Annotated in this window: 14 protein-coding genes; 7 read left to right on the top strand and 7 right to left on the bottom strand. The window is 70.6% G+C overall.

Translation table 11 applies throughout. The annotated features are described in order from the left end of the window. The first annotated feature begins 50 nt into the window (after positions 1 to 50). The 6 genes from BLV96_RS34695 to BLV96_RS34670 all read left to right on the top strand — a co-directional run bounded on the left by BLV96_RS34695 (position 51) and on the right by BLV96_RS34670 (position 9,132). Positions 51 to 803 (top strand): SRPBCC family protein, encoded by a 753-nt coding sequence (locus tag BLV96_RS34695; protein WP_086673715.1) that lies wholly within the window; start codon positions 51 to 53, stop codon positions 801 to 803. 1,161 nt (positions 804 to 1,964) lie between these two features. Further along, positions 1,965 to 3,191 (top strand): diguanylate cyclase, encoded by a 1,227-nt coding sequence (locus BLV96_RS34690; protein WP_086673750.1) that lies wholly within the window; start codon positions 1,965 to 1,967, stop codon positions 3,189 to 3,191. A gap of 714 nt (positions 3,192 to 3,905) precedes the next feature. Continuing rightward, a complete protein-coding gene (locus BLV96_RS34685) occupies positions 3,906 to 4,973 on the top strand; it encodes an NAD(P)-binding domain-containing protein (protein WP_086673752.1) in 1,068 nt (355 codons plus the stop codon). Between the two features lie 422 nt (positions 4,974 to 5,395). Further along, a complete protein-coding gene (locus BLV96_RS34680) occupies positions 5,396 to 6,955 on the top strand; it encodes a galactose-binding domain-containing protein (RefSeq protein WP_086673717.1) in 1,560 nt (519 codons plus the stop codon). A gap of 9 nt (positions 6,956 to 6,964) precedes the next feature. Continuing rightward, complete coding sequence (locus BLV96_RS34675) at positions 6,965 to 8,194, top strand: MFS transporter (RefSeq protein ID WP_086673719.1); 1,230 nt, start codon at positions 6,965 to 6,967, stop codon at positions 8,192 to 8,194. Then, a complete protein-coding gene (locus tag BLV96_RS34670; protein ID WP_086673721.1) occupies positions 8,191 to 9,132 on the top strand; it encodes a hypothetical protein in 942 nt (313 codons plus the stop codon). Before BLV96_RS34675 ends, BLV96_RS34670 begins: the two co-directional genes overlap by 4 nt. On the opposite strand, the gene BLV96_RS34665 is transcribed toward BLV96_RS34670, so the two are convergent. Beyond that, entirely contained in the window at positions 9,122 to 9,694 is a 573-nt protein-coding gene (locus tag BLV96_RS34665; RefSeq protein WP_086673723.1) for a TetR/AcrR family transcriptional regulator, read from the bottom strand. The genes BLV96_RS34670 and BLV96_RS34665 overlap by 11 nt on opposite strands. Positions 9,695 to 9,773: 79 nt before the next feature. Here BLV96_RS34665 and BLV96_RS34660 point away from each other — a divergent pair, with 79 nt between their 5' ends. After that, entirely contained in the window at positions 9,774 to 11,153 is a 1,380-nt protein-coding gene (locus tag BLV96_RS34660; protein ID WP_086673725.1) for a cytochrome P450, read from the top strand. A 33-nt stretch (positions 11,154 to 11,186) separates the two neighbouring features. On the opposite strand, the gene iolD is transcribed toward BLV96_RS34660, so the two are convergent. The 6 genes from iolD to BLV96_RS34630 are packed head-to-tail and all read right to left on the bottom strand — an operon-like array spanning position 11,187 to position 17,658. Beyond that, entirely contained in the window at positions 11,187 to 13,022 is a 1,836-nt protein-coding gene (gene iolD, locus BLV96_RS34655) for a 3D-(3,5/4)-trihydroxycyclohexane-1,2-dione acylhydrolase (decyclizing) (protein WP_208608400.1), read from the bottom strand. Then, positions 13,019 to 13,909 (bottom strand): 5-deoxy-glucuronate isomerase, encoded by an 891-nt coding sequence (gene iolB / locus BLV96_RS34650; RefSeq protein WP_086673727.1) that lies wholly within the window; start codon positions 13,907 to 13,909, stop codon positions 13,019 to 13,021. Before iolB ends, iolD begins: the two co-directional genes overlap by 4 nt. After that, the gene (gene iolC / locus BLV96_RS34645) at positions 13,906 to 14,847 is read right to left on the bottom strand and encodes a 5-dehydro-2-deoxygluconokinase (RefSeq protein WP_086673729.1); all 942 of its coding nucleotides are present in this window, start codon (positions 14,845 to 14,847) and stop codon (positions 13,906 to 13,908) included. Before iolC ends, iolB begins: the two co-directional genes overlap by 4 nt. Next, complete coding sequence (locus BLV96_RS34640; RefSeq protein WP_086673731.1) at positions 14,844 to 15,623, bottom strand: ATP-binding cassette domain-containing protein; 780 nt, start codon at positions 15,621 to 15,623, stop codon at positions 14,844 to 14,846. Before BLV96_RS34640 ends, iolC begins: the two co-directional genes overlap by 4 nt. After that, a complete protein-coding gene (locus tag BLV96_RS34635; RefSeq protein ID WP_086673733.1) occupies positions 15,620 to 16,663 on the bottom strand; it encodes an ABC transporter permease in 1,044 nt (347 codons plus the stop codon). Before BLV96_RS34635 ends, BLV96_RS34640 begins: the two co-directional genes overlap by 4 nt. Beyond that, positions 16,663 to 17,658 carry a sugar ABC transporter substrate-binding protein gene (locus BLV96_RS34630; protein WP_086673735.1) on the bottom strand — a complete coding sequence of 332 codons (996 nt, stop codon included), beginning with the start codon at positions 17,656 to 17,658 and terminating at the stop codon, positions 16,663 to 16,665. Before BLV96_RS34630 ends, BLV96_RS34635 begins: the two co-directional genes overlap by 1 nt. Position 17,659 lies beyond the last annotated feature (1 nt).

The raw sequence follows: 17,659 nt of genomic DNA, 5'->3' as shown, positions 1-17,659 counted from the left end.
CGGCTAGGGTGGGGACCGGACCCCGTCGTCATCAGGAAGGAGGTCGGCCCGTGCGGCTCGACCACGAATTCACCGTCCCGGCTCCGATCGGCGAGGTCTGGCAGGCGGTCGTCGACCCCGAGCGCGTCGCCCCGTGCATGCCGGGAGCCACGCTGACGAAGGTCGAGGGCGACAAGTTCAGCGGAACGGTGAAGGTCAAGCTCGGGCCGATTTCCTTGTTGTACAAGGGAAACGGCGAGTTCCTGGAGAAGGACGACGCCGCCCACAAGGTGACGATCAAGGCCTCGGGCAAGGACTCCCGCGGAGCGGGCACGGCGGCGGCAACGGTGACGTTGACGCTGACCGAGGCCGAGGGCGGAACGCACGGTTCGGTGGCGACGGACCTGTCGATCACGGGCAAGCCGGCCCAGTTCGGCCGCGGGCTGATCAGCGAGGTGGGCGGCAAGATCCTGGACACGTTCGCGGGGTGCCTGTCGGGCAAACTGGCCCCGTCGGCTTCGCCAGCACCGTCGCCGGTGGCCGCGGCACCGACGCCGGAGCCGACCGCGACGGCTGAACCGGTGGCGAAGCCGGCCCCATCGGTCAAGCCGGCCCCGACGACGGCGGAGATCAACACGGACCCCAAGCCGGCGTCGTCGTCGGACCGGCCGCCGTTGCGGAGCGTGCCGGCGGCGCCGGAGACGGAAGCGATCGACTTGCTCGACTACGCGGGGCAGTCGGTGCTGAAGCGGGTGACACCGGTGCTGCTGGGGATCGCGGCGGTGGTCGGTTTGGTGGCGATCATCCGGGCGCTGCGGAAGTAGCGAGCTGAGCCGCGCCGGCTCGGTTGTGCACTGCGCGGCCGAGCCCGCTGCATCCGGTGGGGCGGGCAACCACCCTGAGGACTGAGGCGGGCGGGCGCCGAGGTTTGCCGCCTGGGCTGCGGGGCTGGCTGGGAGTGGGCGCGCTTTGGGCCAAGCGAGCCGTGCCGGCTTCCCGGTTGCGTGCTCGTGTCGAGGTTTGCCGCCTGTGCTGTGGCCCTGACCGGTGTGTGCCGCTTGTGCCATGCGAGCCGCATCGGGCGTGCTTGTGCCGAGGTTTGCTGCCTGCGCTGCGGTGCTGACCGGCGTGCGCCGCTTTGTGCCATGCGAGCCGAATCGGGCGCGTGCTCGTGCTGAGGTTTGCCGCGTGCGGTGCTGGCTGGGAGTGCGCGCGCTTTGCGCCGTGCGAGCTGCACCGGGCGCGTGCTCGTGCTGGGGTTTGCCGCCTGTGCTGTGGCGCTGGCTGGGAGCGGGCGCGCTTTGCGCCGTGCGAGCCGCGCCGGGCGGGCGCTTGTGCCGAGGGTTGGCGCCCTTGCTGTGGCGCTGACCGGCGTGCGCCCGCTTTTGGCCAAACGAGCCGCGCCGGCCTCCCGGTTGCTCGCGGTGCGGAGTCGCGCGGGCGCCGGAGCTTGCCCATGTGCGCTGCGGCGCCGGCTGTGAGCCGCACCCGCTTTGCGCGCTGCATCCGCGTCGGCCTCGGCGACCGTCGCGCGCTCGTGTGCGTGCGCGGCTGGGCCGGCGTGCGGCTGCCCGGACCTTTGCCTGTCGGCCGGTGCGGGGATTGTGCTCCGTCCTCGCGAGCCGTGGGATCGCTGCGGTGGGATTCCCACATCCGCGTTCCCAAGTCCGGGTTCTCGTCCGCGGGTTCCCGCTCCCGCGTTCTCGATGCCGGATTCCCCGGGCGATGATCCGCTCGTGCACTGCTGAGCTGGGTTGATCTACTTTGCGCGGGTCTTCGGGCAGGCGCGTTGCCCGCAAATCGCCCGGACTGGCGACGCGCGTCGTCGGAACGGCTACGCTGGGCTACCTGGTCGGCCGAACTTCGCGCAAGGGGTACGTCACGATGCCGGTCCGTCACTGCTGCGGTTTCGGCTCTTGAGAGCCCAGGCCGCCGTGCGCCGGGAAGCGCTTTCCGCCTGGCCGGGCTGGCCCGCGCGCTGGGACATGTGGGCCGGGGCGAAGCCCCGTTGGATCGCCTACGCGCTCGGATGTGAGCTGGTCGCCGTCGCCGCTACTGTGACCGCGCTGGTCAGTGGGTTCGGCGGGCCCGTGCGGCCGGTCTGGTTCGCGGTGCTCGTCGCGCTCGGTGTGGCGCAGGCCGAGATGTCGCGCCGGATCGAGCGGCTGCGGCGGTGGATGAGCGGGCAGACCCACATCAACGTCACGTCGGTCTGGTACCTCGCCGGCGTCGTCCTGCTGCCGCCCGCGTGGGTGGCGTTGCTGGCCGTCGTGCTCTACACGCACCTGTGGGTGCGCGTGTGGCGTCAGGTGCGTACGCGGCCCGCGCACCGCTTCGTCGCGAGCACGGCTTGGGCGATGCTCTCGTGCTTCGCCGCTTCGTCCGTTCTCGCGGTGTCCGGGCTGCACGGAACGCCGTTGCAGTCGGCGCGGGGGCTCTTCGCGCTCTGCCTGGCCGCCGCGGTGTTCGAGCTGGTGAACATGGGCCTGGTCGCGGCCGGCATCTACCTCTACACGAGCCAGCGCTCGGCGGCCGACCTGATCGGCACCTGGGAGGACAACGCTTTCGAGCTGGCGACGCTCTGTCTCGGCGGCCTCGCCGCGCTGGCGCTGGCCGAGCAGCCGGTGCTGGTGGTGTTCGTCGTCGCGCCGCTGCTGCTGTTGCACCGCTACTTGTTGCTGAAACAGCAACTGCAGGTCGCGGCGGTGACGGACGAGAAGACGGGCCTGCTCAACACGGCGGGCTGGCACGAGTCGGCGGTCCGCGAACACACGCGCGCGCAGCGGCGCGGCCCGGCGGGCGGCGGGTTCGCGGTGCTGATGATCGACCTCGACCACTTCAAGCGCATCAACGACACGTACGGCCACCTGACCGGCGACGACGTCCTGGCCGCGGTGGCGGTCGCGATCTCGGGATCGGTGCGCCAGGGCGACACGGTCGGCCGGTTCGGCGGCGAGGAGTTCGTGGTGCTGCTGCCGGGCATCGGCCGCGCGGACGTGCTGGGCATCGCCGAACGCGTGCGGGCGGCGGTGGGGGAGCTGAACGTGGTGATCTCGACGGGCGGCGGCACGGTCCGGGTGAGCGGTCTGTCGGTGTCGATCGGGGTGGCGCGCCACCCGGACGCGGGGCCGACGCTGGACGACGTGCTCCGGTCGGCCGATGCCGCGCTTTATCGGGCGAAGGACGCTGGGCGGAATCGCGTTGCCGTGTGAGGTAGGGGCCGGGTCCGTGAGTTGAGGTGCTGCCGGTCGCATCGGCCGGGGGTGAGGAAGCGCGCGTTCGGAGCGCGGCGGGAGGACCGACGCCGGTCGTTGCCGTGTGAGGTAGGGGGCCGGGTCGGTGAGTTGAGGTGGTGCTGGCCGTATCGGCGAGGGGTGAGGAAGCGCGCGTTCGGAGCGCGGCGGGAGGACCGACGCCGGTCGTTGCCGTGTGAGGTAGGGGGCCGGGTCGGTGAATTGAGGTGCTGCCGGCGTGGGAACCGCCGCATCGGCGAGGGCGAGGAAGCGTGGGTTCGGAGCACGGCGGGAGGACTGGCGCCGGTCGTCGCCGTGTGAGGTAGGGCAGGGTCGGTGAGTTGAGGTGCTGCCAGCCGTATCGGCGAGGGTGAGGAAGCGTGGGTTCGGAGCGCGGCGGGAGGGCTGGCGCCGGTCGTCGCCGTGTGAGGTGGGGGGCCGGGTCGGTGGGTTGAGGTGCTGCCGCCGCGTCGGCGAGGGCGGGGAAGCGTGGGTTGGGAGCGCGGCGGGAGGGCTGGCGCCGGTCGTCGCCGTGTGAGGTGGGGGGCCGGGTTGGTGAGTTGAGGTGCTGCCGGCCGCATCGGCCAGGGGTGAGGAAGCGCGCGTTCGGAGCGCGGCAGGAAGACCGACGCCGGTCGTCGGCGTGTGATGGACGGCGCGAAATACCCTCTGGCCGTAACCGTTGAACCTCACATGAGCCGTGCGGATCACGAGACCGACGTCGTGGTGATCGGGGCTGGGCAGGCCGGCCTCTCGGCCGCCTATCACCTGCGTCGGGCCGGGTTTGCCAATGGTTCCGGCTTTGTCGTCCTCGACCACGGGAAGCGGGCCGGGGGTGCGTGGCAGTACCGGTGGCCCTCCCTCGTCCTCGGCAAGGTTCATGGCATCTACGACCTGCCCGGCATGGCCTTCGGCAGCCCGGACGTGACGCGTCCCGCCTCCGAGGTCGTCTCGGAGTACTTCGCTCGCTTCGAAAGCGTCTATGACCTCCCTGTTCTGCGGCCCGTCGACGTCCAGTCCGTGACGCGGGTGGGGGAGCGGTTGCAAGTCGACAGCCCCGTCGAATCGTGGGCCGCGAAGGCCGTCATCAGTGCCACCGGTACCTGGGACCGGCCCTTCTGGCCGCGCTACCCCGGGCAGGACACCTTCGCCGGTCGTCAGGTGCACACGGCGGACTACACCGGCCCCGAAGACTTCCGGGGCCAGCGGGTAGTCGTTGTCGGGGGTGGGGCCTCCGCCGTTCAGCTACTCATGGAGTTCGCCCCTCTCGCCCGCGCGACGGCGTGGGTGACCCGGCGGCCGCCCGTGTGGCGGGACGAGCCGTTCAGCGAAAACTGGGGACGCGACGCCGTCGCGAAGGTCGATGAACGCGTGCGTGCCGGACTCCCTCCGGAGAGCGTGGTGAGCGTGACCGATCTGGCCGTGACGCCCGAGGTGCGCGCCGCGCGGGCGGCCGGGATCCTCGATCGGCGGCCCATGTTCGAGCGCATCACGCCCGACGGGGTCGTCTGGGCCGACGGCTCTCGCTTCGACGCCGACGTCATCCTCTGGGCGACCGGGTTCCGCGCGGCGATCGACCACCTCGCGCCGCTGCACGTCCGGGAACCCGGGGGCGGGATCCGGATGGACGGCACGCGCGTGGTGCGCGAGCCGCGGCTGCACCTCGTGGGCTACGGGCCTTCGGCGAGCACGGTCGGGGCGAACCGGGCGGGACGGGCCGCGGTCGGGGAGATCAAGAAGCTGCTGAGTTCGGACGGTTGAGGTCATACATCCGAAGCTACCCGAACACCTGTGCGAAGATCATCGCTGGATCGGGTGAAGCAAGAACCCAAGTTTTCGGCGTGAAATAAGGGAAAGCGATGGGCGCTGCCCCCGGTTCCCACGCTACCCGTGACCACCGACAAAACCGGACGCGGCCGGGAAAGATCCGACCCCCATCCCGGACGGCGGTGCAGTATCCCGCTCATCGACACACGCCCTGAGCTGCGGAAACCGTCGAAAACTCACCCTCTTGACCGATTCAACGACAAGACACGTCTTGTCAGCCGAAACCGGTCATCGATACAGTCCGCTTAGTTAGGAAACTTTCCTAACAGTTTGTCCCGACGCCGCAGCCCACCAGCCACCGCCAGGCCCGTAAGGAGCGCGACGTGCCGTCGACCCGCCTACGAAAACTCGTCCCCGTGCTAGCCGCGGCCACGCTGCTGCCCTCCGCGATCGTCGTCGCGCAGGCCAGTGCGCAGGCCGATGTCCTGCTCTCGCAGGGAAAACCCGTCGCCACCTCCACCGTCGAGAGCTCGTCCTACGCCGGGAGCAAAGCCGTCGACGGCAGCACCACCACGCGCTGGGCCAGCGCCGAAGGCGCCGACCCGCAGTGGCTGCGGATCGACCTCGGCCAGTCCGCCGCCATCCACCGCGTCCTTCTCAACTGGGAAGCCGCCTACGCCAAGAAGTACCGCATCGAAGTCTCCGACGACGGCACGAACTTCACCGCCGCCACCTCCGTCGACGCCGGTGACGGCAAGACCGACGACCTCACCCTGAACGCCCACGGCCGGTACGTCCGCTTCGTCGGCGTCACCCGCGCCACCAGCTACGGCTACTCCTTCTGGGAGATGCAGGTCTTCGGCAGCACGGACTCCTCCGGCGACACCCAGGCCCCAACGACCCCGGCCGGCCTCACCGCCGGCACGACCACCGCCACCAGCGCCGCCCTGACCTGGACCGCCGCCACGGACAACGTCGGCGTCGCCGGGTACGACGTCCTGCGCAACGGCACCCCCGTCGCCACCAGCACCACGACGTCCTACACCGACTCCGGCCTCACCCCCGACACCAGCTACACCTACGCCGTCCGCGCGCGCGACGCCGCCGGGAACACTTCACAGAACAGCACCCCGATCACCGTCAAGACCAAGGCGGGCACCGGAACCGGCTTCGTCCTCGCCGCGGCCGGCGACATCGCCGAACGCTGCACCTCCAGCAGTTCGAGCTGCGCCCACGTCAAGACCGCGAAGCTCGTCGAGAACATGAACCCGGCCGCCGTGATCACCATGGGCGACAACCAGTACGACGACGCCCACCTCTCGGACTTCAAGTCCTACTACGACAAGACGTGGGGCAAGTTCAAGAGCATCACCCGCCCGATCCCCGGCAACCACGAGTCCTACGACGACACGCCGTTCAAGGGTTACGAGGACTACTTCGGCGCCATCGCCAAACCGCAGGGAAAGCGCTACTACAGCTGGGAAATGGGCAACTGGCACTTCATCGCCCTCGACTCCAACGACTTCGTCACCCACGACGACTTCGCCGAGCCGCCCCAGATCACCTGGCTCAAGCAGGACCTGGCGAACAACAAGAAGGGCTGCGTCGCCGCCTACTACCACCACCCGCGCTGGAGCTCGGGTGACCACGGCGACAACCCCGACAGCACCGAGCTGTGGAACATCATGACCGCCAACAAGGTCGACCTGGTCCTCAACGGCCACGACCACGACTACGAGCGGTTCGTCCCGCAGAACGCCGACGGCAAAGCGGACGCGAACGGTCCGGTCGAGATCGTCGGCGGCTCCGGCGGCGCGAACCTCTACGACCTGAGCCCGGCGCACAGCACGACCGCCAAGCTGCTGAAGACCTTCGGCGTCCTCAAGCTGTCGATGACGGACACCTCGTTCCAGTCGCAGCTCATCGGCGTCGACGGCAAGGTCCTCGACAGCAGCCCGACCTACACCTGCCACTAGGAGCCGGGCATGTACATCGCGGCAAGCCGTACCTCGGACCTGGCGGCCGGCGAAAACCGGAAACCCGCCCTCAACCGGGTGTCCGCCAACGTGGTGGCACTCGGCATGGTCAGCCTGGTCACCGACGTCTCCTCGGAGATGGTGACCGCCGTCCTCCCGCTCTACCTGGTGCTCGGCCTCGGCCTGAACCCGCTGCAGTTCGGGCTGCTCGACGGGCTCTACGCCGGCGCCACGGCCCTGGTGCGGGTGCTCGGCGGCCACCTCGCCGACCGGTGGCGGCGCCTGAAGGCGGTCGCCGGGTTCGGGTACGGCTTGTCCGCGGTGTGCAAGCTCGGGCTGGTCGCGGCCGGTTCCTCGGTCGCCGCGATCGGCGTCGTCCTCGCCGCCGACCGCACCGGCAAGGGCGTCCGCACCGCCCCGCGCGACGCCCTGATCTCGCTGTCCAGCGAGCCGGCCGCGCTCGGCCGGTCGTTCGGCGTGCACCGCGCGCTCGACACGGTCGGCGCGTTCCTCGGCCCGCTCGTCGCCATGGCCGTGCTCGCGCTGAGCCTCGGCAGCTACACCAGCGTGTTCTTCACCAGCTTCTGCGTCGCGGCGATCGCCGTGCTGCTGCTCGCCCTCTTCGTCCGCGACCACCCGGGCAGCGTCGACCGGGCGGCGGTCTCCGCCAAAGCCGCGTTCAACCTCCTGAAACAGAGCGACTTCCGGCGCGTGACGCTCTGGGCCGCGCTGCTCGGCCTGGTGACGGTCGGCGACTCCTTCGTCTACCTCGCCCTGCAACGGCGCTGGGAGATCGCGGCGACGTTCTTCCCGTTGCTGCCGCTGGGCACCGCCGGGGTGTACCTGGTCCTGGCCGTGCCGCTCGGCAAGCTCGCCGACCGGGTCGGGCGCTGGCCGGTGTTCCTCGGCGGCCACGTCGCGCTGTGCCTGGCGCTGGTCGTGCTCTGCGGTCCGGCTTACGCGGTGATCCCGGTCGTCGCGCTCGGCCTGCACGGCGTCTTCTACGCGGCCACCGACGGCGTCCTCATGGCCGCCGCCGGCCCGCTCATCCCGCGGGACCTCCGGGCCACCGGGATGGCCGTCGTGCAGACCGGGCAGGCCGTCGCCCGCATGCTCTCCTCCGTCCTCTTCGGACTGGCCTGGACGCTCTGGGACCTGCGGCCCGCGGTGCTCGTCGCCGCCGGCTGCCTGGCCGCCGTCGCCCTCGCCGCCGCCCTCGCGAAACCGGTGCGCCCGTGAAGAAGATCGTCCTCGCCCTGGCCGGCACGGCCCTGCTGGTCGCCGCGGCCGCCGTCTACACCGTCAGCTCCCGCCACGACGCGGACGCGACCCCCGCGGCCCAGCTCACCCTGGGGCCCGGGCAGCTGTTGTTCCGCGACACGCCGTCCGGCCGCATCGGCGCGGTGCCCTTGGCCGAACCCGGAGCAAAACCCCAGCTCAGTGGCCTGAAGTGCGACCGGTTCGCGGTGGCGGAGCAGACGGCGGTGTGCCTGGCCGTCGAGCCGGGGACGCTCCCGGCGATGACCGACGTACTCGTCCTCGACGACCACCTCGCCGTCCGGCACACGGAGAAGCTGCCGGGCACGCCGAGCCGCGCCCGGGTCTCCCCGGACGGCAAGCGCGTCGACTGGACGCTCTTCGTGACCGGTGACTCCTATGCGCAGACCGGGTTTTCGACCCGCGCCGGACTGTACGAAGTGGACACCGGACGGCTCGTCAAGACGATCGAAGAGCTGCCGGTGTTCGTCGGCGACCAGCGCTACTTCGCCGCCGACGTCAACTACTGGGGCATCACCTTCGCCCCCGACGGCAACCGCTTCTACGCCACCCTCGGCAGCAAGGGCAAGACGTACCTCGTCGAAGCCGACTACAAGCGCTACCGGGGGAAAGCCATCAGGGAGAACGTCGAGTGCCCGTCGCTGTCCCCGGACGCCACCCGGGTCGCCTTCAAGAAGAAGGTCGGCGACGGCGTCTGGCGGCTCTCGGTCCTCGACCTCAAGACCCTGGAGGAGACCGAGCTGGCCGAACAGCAGAGCGTCGACGACCAGGCCCTGTGGCAGGACGACCACACCGTCCTCTACGGGCGGGACAACGCCGTCTGGGCGGTCCCGGCGGACGGCTCCGGCGCGCCGCGCAAACTCGTCCAGGGCGCCGCGTCGCCCGCCGTCACGGGGTGACGCCGACCGCCGCGAACAACGTCCGGACGCCGAGGTCGCGCAGCTCCTCCTGGGTGATCTTCGGCTGGTCGAGCCACTCGAGGATGGTCGTCGCGACGAACGTCAGCCAGCCGCGCACGGCCAGCCGCGTCACCTCGGTGACCGGCGTCAGCACGCTCACCGCGTCCAGGATGCGGGTGGCGTTCGCGGCCATCCCGGCCTCGCGGATCTCCTGGATCTCGCGGTCGGCGCCGCTCGCGGCGCGGTGCACGATGCGATAGCCGTCCGGGTGCGTGCGCGCGAACTCGAGGTACACGTCGAGCCCGGCCCGCAGCTGCTCCGCCACGGGCAGCGCCGGGTCGGGCTCGCTCATCTGCAGCAGCTGGTCGCGTTGCGCGCGGACGATCGACGCGAAGAAGTCCTTCTTGGTCGGGAAGTAGTGGTACAGCAGGCCGCGCGAGACCTGCGCGATCTCGGCGACCTCCTCGATCCACACCTCGTCGTACGGCCGGTTCGCGAACAGGCCGGCGCCGATCGCCAGCAGCTGCTCGCGACGCTGTTCGGTGCTCAGCCTCGTCCGCATCCCCCGAGCTTACTTGACACGGGTTCAGTAGCGCGGCATCGTGACCCTATTGGATACGGGTTCAATAGAGGGGCTTGCCGTGGACACCACCGGGATTCCGCACCGGCCGGGCCGCCTGCCGGTGATCGGCGACCTGATCGGCGCCAACCCGCGCACGCCGCTGCAGGACACGCTGCGCATCGGCGAGCGGCTGGGCCCCATCTTCACCCGCAAGATCTTCGGCTTCGAGATCGTCTTCGTCGGCGGCGTCGACCTGGTCACCGAGCTGAACGACGAGAAGAAGTTCGGCAAGCACGTCGGCATGGGCGTCGAGAACCTCCGCGCGGTCGCCGGTGACGGGCTGTTCACCGCCCACACGCACGAGCCGAACTGGCGGCTGGCCCACGACATCCTGCAGCCGGCGTTCTCCGCCGAGGCGATGCGCCGCTACCACCCGGTGATGCTGGAAGTCGCCCACGAGCTGACGTCGGCCTGGGACGCCGCGGACGGCCCGGTCGACGTCGCCGCCGACATGACCCGCCTGACCCTGGAGACGATCGGCCGCGCCGGCTTCGGCTACCGGTTCGGCTCGTTCGAACGCGCCGAGCCGCACCCGTTCGTGACGGCGATGATCCGCGCGCTGCGGTACGCGCAGCTGCAGAACGTCAAGCTCCCGTTCGTGCGACGCGCGTTCGCCGGGACGCCCGAGCAGAACCGGGCCGACATCGCGACGATGACGGACCTGGTGGACGAGGTCATCGAAGCCCGCGAGGGCTCGGAGAACCTCCTCGACCTGATGCTCACCGAAGGCCACCCCGCGACGGGGGAGCGCCTGGACCCGGTGAACATCCGCAACCAGGCCATCACGTTCGTCGTCGCGGGCCACGAGACGACGTCCGGCGCGCTGTCGTTCGCGTTGTACTACCTGACGCGCCACCCGGAGTTGCTGGCGAAGGCGCGGGCGGAGGTCGACGCGGTGTGGGGCGACCGCGAGCCGGCGTTTTCGGACGTCGCGAAGCTGCGTTACGTGCGTCGCTGCCTCGACGAGGCTATGCGGCTCTGGCCGACCGCGCCCGGTTACTCGCGCGAAGCAAGCGAAGACGTCGTGCTCGGCGGGAAGTACCGGATGCGCAAGGGCGACTGGGTGATCGTGCCGCTGCCGCTGGTGCACCGCGATCCTTCGGCGTGGCCGGACCCCGAGCGGTTCGACCCGGACCGCTTCGAGCCCGCCGCGGCGAAGAAGCGGCCGGCGCAGGCGTACAAGCCGTTCGGGACGGGCGAGCGCGCCTGCATCGGCCGCCAGTTCGCGCTGCACGAAGCCGTGCTGGCGCTGGGGATGGTGTTGCAGCGCTATGACTTCGAGGTCGATCCGGCCTACGAGCTGAAGATCGTCGAGTCGTTGACGCTCAAGCCGAGCGGGTTCACGCTGCGGCCTCGGGTGCGTGACCGGGCGGCCGAAAATGTCGGTGCCGTCCGGTAAAGTGGAAAACGGGGGGCGCCCCCGCGGCCGGGGTCAGGAATTGAGGTAGCGCACCTGATCCGGCTTTGCCCGCTCGTACTCGTCGCGGCCCGCGAGGTGCTCGGGTACGCCGACCTCCCACCACGCGCCGGCTTCGGTCCACGTCGACGGCTGCGTCTTCACCACGACCACGGCCGGCCGTCGTTCGGCCACGGCGGCTTCGCGCGCCGACGCGTACGCAGTCCGCAGGGAGTCCACTGTGGACGCCTCGAAGACCAGGCAACCCAGTGACTCCGCGTGCCGCGCGAAGTCGACTCGTGGTGGTGAAGCGTGCGAAGTCGTGCAGTCGGCGTAGAAGTTGTTGAATGGCTTCCCGCCTTGCCCCTCTTGAAGCCGCGCGATGACCGCGTAACCGTCGTTGTCGCAGACGACCGCGACGAACGGGTGACCCGCGAAGGCCGCCGAGAACAGCTCCGAGTTCAGCATCAGGTACGAGCCGTCGCCGAGCAGCGTCGTGACCAGACCCGGCCACGCGATCGCCGCGCCCCACGCACCGGACACCTCATAACCCATGCACGAAAACCCGTACTCGACGTCCATCGAGAGCGAACCCGAACCGCGCCAACCGCCGATCAGCTCGCCCGGCAGGCCGCCGGACGCCGTCATGACGTAGTCGTCCGCCGCCGACAGGTCGTTCACGACCCCGACGACCTGGGCGTAGGACGGAAGCTCCGAAGTGGCCGAGCGCAGGGAGTCGATGTGCGCGTCCCAAGACGCCCGTTCGTCGGCAGCCCGTGAGGTCCACGCCGGGTCCACCCGCCAGCTCTCCAGCTGGGCGGCCAAGTCCGTCAGGCCCGCGTCGGCGTCGGCCACCACGGACAGCGCGCCGTGCTTGACCGCGTCGAACCGGGCCGCGTTGAGCGTGACCAGGCGGACGTCGGGGGAGAACACCGTCCAGGACGCCGTGGTGAAGTCCTGCAGCCGCGTCCCGACCGCCAGCACGACGTCGGCCGAAGCCGCGACGGCGTTCGCCGACGACGAGCCGGTGATGCCCAGTGGCCCCGCGTGCAGCGGGTGGTCGTGGGACACCAGGGTGCGGCCCGCGGTCGTCTCGACGAGCGGAATCCCGTGCCGCTCGGCGAAATCGAGGGCGCGCTGCCCGGCGCCGGAGTACCGGACGCCGCCGCCGAGCACCAGCAACGGCCGCTTCGACGAACGCAGCACCCCGGCCGCCTCGGTGACCTGACGGCGGTCGGGACGCGGGCGCAGCGGCCGGTGCGTCACGGGGGCGAACAGCGCGTCCGGGAAGTCGTACGTCTCCGCCTGGACGTCCTGGGGCAGTGCGAGTACCACCGGCCCACTGTCCGCCGGGTCCGTGAGCACCCGCGCGACCTGCGGCAACGTCGAGATCAGCTGCTCGGGCCGGGTGATCCGGTCGAAGTAGCGCGAGACCGCGCGGAAGGCGTCGTTGACCGTCGCGGTCGCGTCGCCGAAGGGCTCGATCTGCTGCAGCACCGGGTCCGGCGCGCGGCTGGTGAACGTGTCGCCCGGCAGCAGGAGCACCGGCAGCCGGTTCGCGTGCGCGACGCCGGCCGCGGTGACCATGTTCAGCGCGCCCGGCCCGATCGACGACGTCACGACGCCGACCTGCCGCCGGTGCGTGGCCTTCGCGTAGCCGACCGCCGCCAGGGCCATGCCCTGCTCGGTGTGCCCGCGCCACACCGGGATCTCGCCGCGGTGCTCTTCCAGCGCGGTCCCGAGCCCCAGGACGTTGCCGTGCCCGAAGATCGCGAAGACGCCGGGGAAGAGCGGAACCTCGCGCCCGTCCAGGGTTTCCGAGCGCTGCGCCAGGATCCAGCGGACCAGCGCCTGGGCCGTCGTCAGCTTCACGGCACGATCCCTTCGTGGCTCGTCACCGGGCAGCGCGGGTCGAGGTCCTGCGACTCCCACGTGTCGCGGATCCAGCCGTGCGCGGGGTCGTCGCAGAACGCCATCGAGCGCTCGCCGGCCGGCCCGGCCAGGACGTTCAGGTAGTACATCGGGTACCCCGGCGCGGCCACGCACGGCCCGTGGTAGCCGCGCGGGATGAGAAAGACGTCGTGGTCGCGCACGGCCACGTCCTCGTCGAGGTCGCCGTCGGCGGTGTACGTCCGGTGCAGGCCGAAGCCTTCGCGGGACGGGGTCACGCCGTCGCGGCCGGCGATGCGGAAGTAGTAGATCTCCTCGTTGACGACCTCGCATTCGGTCGCTTCGTCGTGCTTGTGCGGCGGGTACGACGACCAGTTCCCGCCCGGCGTGATCAGCTCGCACGCGTTGAGCTTGTCCGCGTGGTCCCACACGCCGGGGACGCCGAAATTGGTCACCTGCCGCGTCGCCTGCCCGGCGCCGCGCACCTCGACCGGAACGCCTTCGGCGGGTCCGTACTTCGCCTCGAGGCGGCGGGTGCAGCGCGCCATCGGCAGCGCGACTTCGAGACCGCCCGTTGTCGACAACTCGACTTCGGCGTCGCGTGGCACGTAGGCGAAGTCCGTCACGCGCGAGAAGACCGACTCGCGGCCGCGTAGTTCGAAGACCTGCCCGTCGACCCGGACGGTCGCCGACCCGGCCAAGGGCAGCACGAACGCTTCGAACTCGCCGGTGTGCAGGACCCGGACCGCGCCGGGTGCCAGGGAAAGCACCCGCAGCCCGGTGTAGGTCCAGCCTGCGCTGTCCGGGGTGAGCCGGACCGGGTCGGCGTCGTCGGACAGCGTCCCGAGTGGACGGTGCAGCTTGCTCACTTCGCGCCCTCCAGCAGTTCCTCGATCTCCCCGGCGGCCGGCATCGCGTCGGCGCAGGCCAGCCGGGACGCGACCAGCGCGCCCGCGGCGTTCGCGTACTCGGCGATCCGCACCGGGTCCCAGCCCGACAGCAGGCCGTGGATCAATGCCCCGCCGAAGCCGTCGCCCGCGCCGAGCCCGCAGACGACCTCGACGCGTTGCGGTGGCACGGTCGAGCGTCCCTCCGGCGTCGCGACGAGCACGCCCTCGGCGCCCTTCTTGATGACGGCCAGCCGCACTCCGCGTGCGAGCAAGCGGTCGGCGGCGGTGTCGGGATCCGCCGTGCCGACGGCGACTTCGACCTCGGCCCGGTTGCCGACCGCGACCGTGACGTGGTCGAGCATCCCGCCGATCTCCTCCCGCGCGCTTGCGACGTCAGGCCAGAACATCGGCCGGTAGTCGAGGTCCAGGACGGTGTGCTCACGACGTCCCCGCGCTTCGAGGATCTTCCGCTGGGTCGTTCGCGCGGGCTCGGCGGAGACGCCCGTGCCGGTGACCCACAACAACGGCACCGATTCCACGACGTCCCAGGGCACGTCGTCGTCGGTGAGCGTGAGGTCGGGGGCGATGGGGGAGCGGTAGAACAGCAACGGCGGGTCCGCGGGCGGGTTCAGCTCGCAGAACACCACCGGCGTCTGCAGATCTCCGGAGGTGCCCACGTGCGCCGGGGACACCCCGAACCCTTCCAGAGCCTGCCGGACGTAGTCGCCGAAGCCGTCCGGCCCGACCTTGGTCAGCACCGCCGTGCGCCGGCCGAGCCGCGCGCCGGCGACCGCGACGTTGGTCGCGGTCCCGCCGAGCGACTTGGCGAACGTGCTGACCTCGGCCAACGGGACACCGCTCTGCTCCGGGTAGAGGTCGACGCCCACCCGGCCGATCGTCAGCGCTTCGAGACTCACGCCTTCTCCACCTGCCGCAGCTCGTGCTCGAGGGCTTCCAGTTCCGCACCGCCCGCCATCTGCCGGGTCAGTTCGTTGATGTCGATGTCCTTCTTCTCGTACGACCCGAGTGGCGCACCCCGCTTGAGCAGCAGGAACCGGTCGGCGACGGGGAAGGCGTGGTGCGGGTTGTGCGTGATCAGCACGACGCCGAGCCCGCGGTCCCGCGCCTGCGCGACGTACTTGAGCACGACGCCGGCCTGCTTGACCCCGAGGGCCGCGGTCGGTTCGTCGAGGATCAGCACCTTCGCGCCGAAGTACACCGCCCGCGCGATCGCGACGCACTGGCGTTCGCCGCCGGAGAGCGTGCCGACCGGCTGCTCGACGTCCCGCAGGTCGATGCCCATGTCGGACAACGCCTTCTTGGTCGTCTCGCGGCCTTTTCGCCGGTCCAGGAACTTGAACGGGCCGAACCCGGTCGTCGGCTCGGAACCGAGGAAGAAGTTCCGCCAGACGCTCATCAACGGCACCACCGCGAGGTCCTGGTAGACGGTCGCGATACCGCGATCGAGGGCTTCGCGCGGGGAGGCGAACCGGACCGGCTCGCCCTCGACGAGGAACTCGCCGCGGTCGTGCTGGTGCACGCCGGCCAGGATCTTGATCAGCGTGGACTTCCCGGCGCCGTTGTCGCCGAGCACGCAGGTCACCTCGCCCGCGTTGACCACAGTGGACACATCGCGCAGCGCGATCACGCTGCCGTAGGTCTTCCCGATGTCCTTGACTTCCAGCAAGCTCATCGGCGTACCCTTTCCGCGCGGCGCCGGAAGGCGTTGTTCACCAGGACCGCGGCCAGCAGCATGATGCCGAGGAACAGCATGAACCAGTCGCTGTTCCACTGCGCGAACACGATGCCCTGGCGCGCCATGCCGAAGATCAGCGCGCCGATCGCCGCGCCCACCGCCGACCCGAAGCCGCCGGTGAGCAGGCAGCCGCCGATCACGGCCGCGATGATGTACTGGAACTCCAGCCCGATGCCCTGGTTGGCCTGCACGCTCGCGAACCGCAGGATGTTGATCGAGCCGACCAGCCACGCGCCGAACGCGGTGCCCATGAACAGCAGGATCTTCGTGCGCACCACCGGCACGCCGACCGAGCGGGCCGACACCTGCGACCCGCCGACCGCGAAGATCCAGTTGCCGAACCGGGTCCGCACCAGCAGCACCGCCGCGATCGCCGTGACGACGATCCACCACACGATCGACGACTGGAACTCCGTGCCACCGATGTCGAAGGTGGACGCGAACAGCCCGCCCGCCGACTCGTAGCCGCTGGTCGAGCGCATGCCCGAGACCTGGACGGTGTTGGTCACCCAGCGCGTCACGCCGAGGTTGAGCCCCTGCAGGGCGAGGAACGACCCCAGCGTGACGATGAAGCTGGGCAGGCCGGTCTTCATGACCAGCCAGCCGTTGAACGCGCCGACGCCGAGGGCGAAGGCCAGCGAAACCAGTAGCGCGAGCCAGACGTTCCACCCTGCCTGCGTCGCCAGGATCGCGGTGACCAGCGACGTCGACGCCGTCATGACGCCGGCCGAGAGGTCGAACTCGCCGCCGACCATGAGCAGCGCGACCACGACGGCCATGATGCCCAGGGTCGAGGAGTCGTCGAGCCAGGTCGCCACGCCCAGCGGGCTGAGGAACTGGCCGGTGACGACGGAGAAGAACACGAACACGAGGACGGCGCCCAGCAGCGCGCCGATCTCGGGCCGGACGACCAGGCGGTCGGTCAGGCTCTTCTTGGCGACGCGCTCGTCGGGCTGTGCCTGGATGGCTGCGGTCATCAGCGAGTACCGCGCTGCGCGTACGGGGCGATGGTGTCGATGTTGGTCTTGTCGACGAACCCGGGGCCGGTCTGGACGGGGTGGCCGCCGCCGATGGTGTTGCCGTTTTCCTTGTACAGCTTGAGGAACACGATCGGCAGGTAGCCCTGCTCGTACTGCTGCTGGTCGACGGCGAAGAGGATCGTGCCCGCCTTGATGGCCGCGACGACGTCGGCGTTGAGGTCGAACGTCGCCACCTGCGCCTTCGAGCTCGCCTCCTTGGCGGCGTCGACCGCGCGGGCCGCGACCTGCGAGTTCAGTGCCAGCACGGCGTCGATCGACGGGTCGGACTGCAGCGCGCCGCGGATCCGGGCCTGGGCGTCGGTCGGGTTGGAGATGTCGACCTGCAGCGTGGTGACGTTGCCGAAGCTCTGCTTCGCGCCGTCGCACCGCTGGTTCTGGCCGATGTTGCCGGCCTCGTGGATGACGCACAGCAGCTTCGTCTTGCCGGCCGCCTTCAGCCGCTGGCCCGCGCCCTGGCCCGCGAGGCCCTCGCTCTGCCCGACGTGCGCGATCGCGCCGAACTGCGCGCTGGAGTCCTCGCCGGAGTTGATGGTGACGACCGGGATGCCGGCCTTGACCGCGTTCTGGATCGACGTCTGCAGGGCCTGCGGGTTCGCCATCGAGACGACCAGGCCGCCGACCTTCTGCGCGACCGCGTTGTCGATCAGCTTGGCCTGGTTGCCCGGGTCACCGTCGGAGTAGTAGTCGACGCCGACGTTCAGGTCCTTGCCCGCCTGCTCGGCGCCGTTCTTGACGACGTTCCAGAAGGCGTCGCCGGCGCTGCCGTGCGTGACGACGGCGACCTTCAGCGGCCCGCCGGTGCTCGGCGCGGCGGCCTGGGAGCTCGGGCTGCCGCTCGACGAGTTGTCGGCGCTCGGGCCGCTGCAGGCGGACAGGACCAGCCCGGCGGCGGCGATCGCCGCCACACCGGCCAGCTTCTTGATTGAGAACACA

Source organism: Amycolatopsis pretoriensis (assembly GCF_900107925.1).
Lineage (GTDB): Bacteria > Actinomycetota > Actinomycetes > Mycobacteriales > Pseudonocardiaceae > Amycolatopsis > Amycolatopsis pretoriensis.
The sequence above is the reverse complement of the archived record's forward strand: the minus strand, read 5'-3'. Positions and strand labels throughout refer to the sequence as shown.

Bases quoted from the DNA above. Each gene is read 5' to 3' on its own strand.
- BLV96_RS34635 (WP_086673733.1), bottom strand. From the start codon at position 16,663: ATGACCGCAGCCATCCAGGCACAGCCCGACGAGCGCGTCGCCAAGAAG.
- BLV96_RS34665 (WP_086673723.1), bottom strand. From the start codon at position 9,694: ATGCGGACGAGGCTGAGCACCGAACAGCGTCGCGAGCAGCTGCTGGCG.
- BLV96_RS34675 (WP_086673719.1), top strand. From the start codon at position 6,965: ATGTACATCGCGGCAAGCCGTACCTCGGACCTGGCGGCCGGCGAAAAC.
- BLV96_RS34690 (WP_086673750.1), top strand. From the start codon at position 1,965: ATGTGGGCCGGGGCGAAGCCCCGTTGGATCGCCTACGCGCTCGGATGT.
- BLV96_RS34685 (WP_086673752.1), top strand. From the start codon at position 3,906: ATGAGCCGTGCGGATCACGAGACCGACGTCGTGGTGATCGGGGCTGGG.
- BLV96_RS34640 (WP_086673731.1), bottom strand. From the start codon at position 15,623: ATGAGCTTGCTGGAAGTCAAGGACATCGGGAAGACCTACGGCAGCGTG.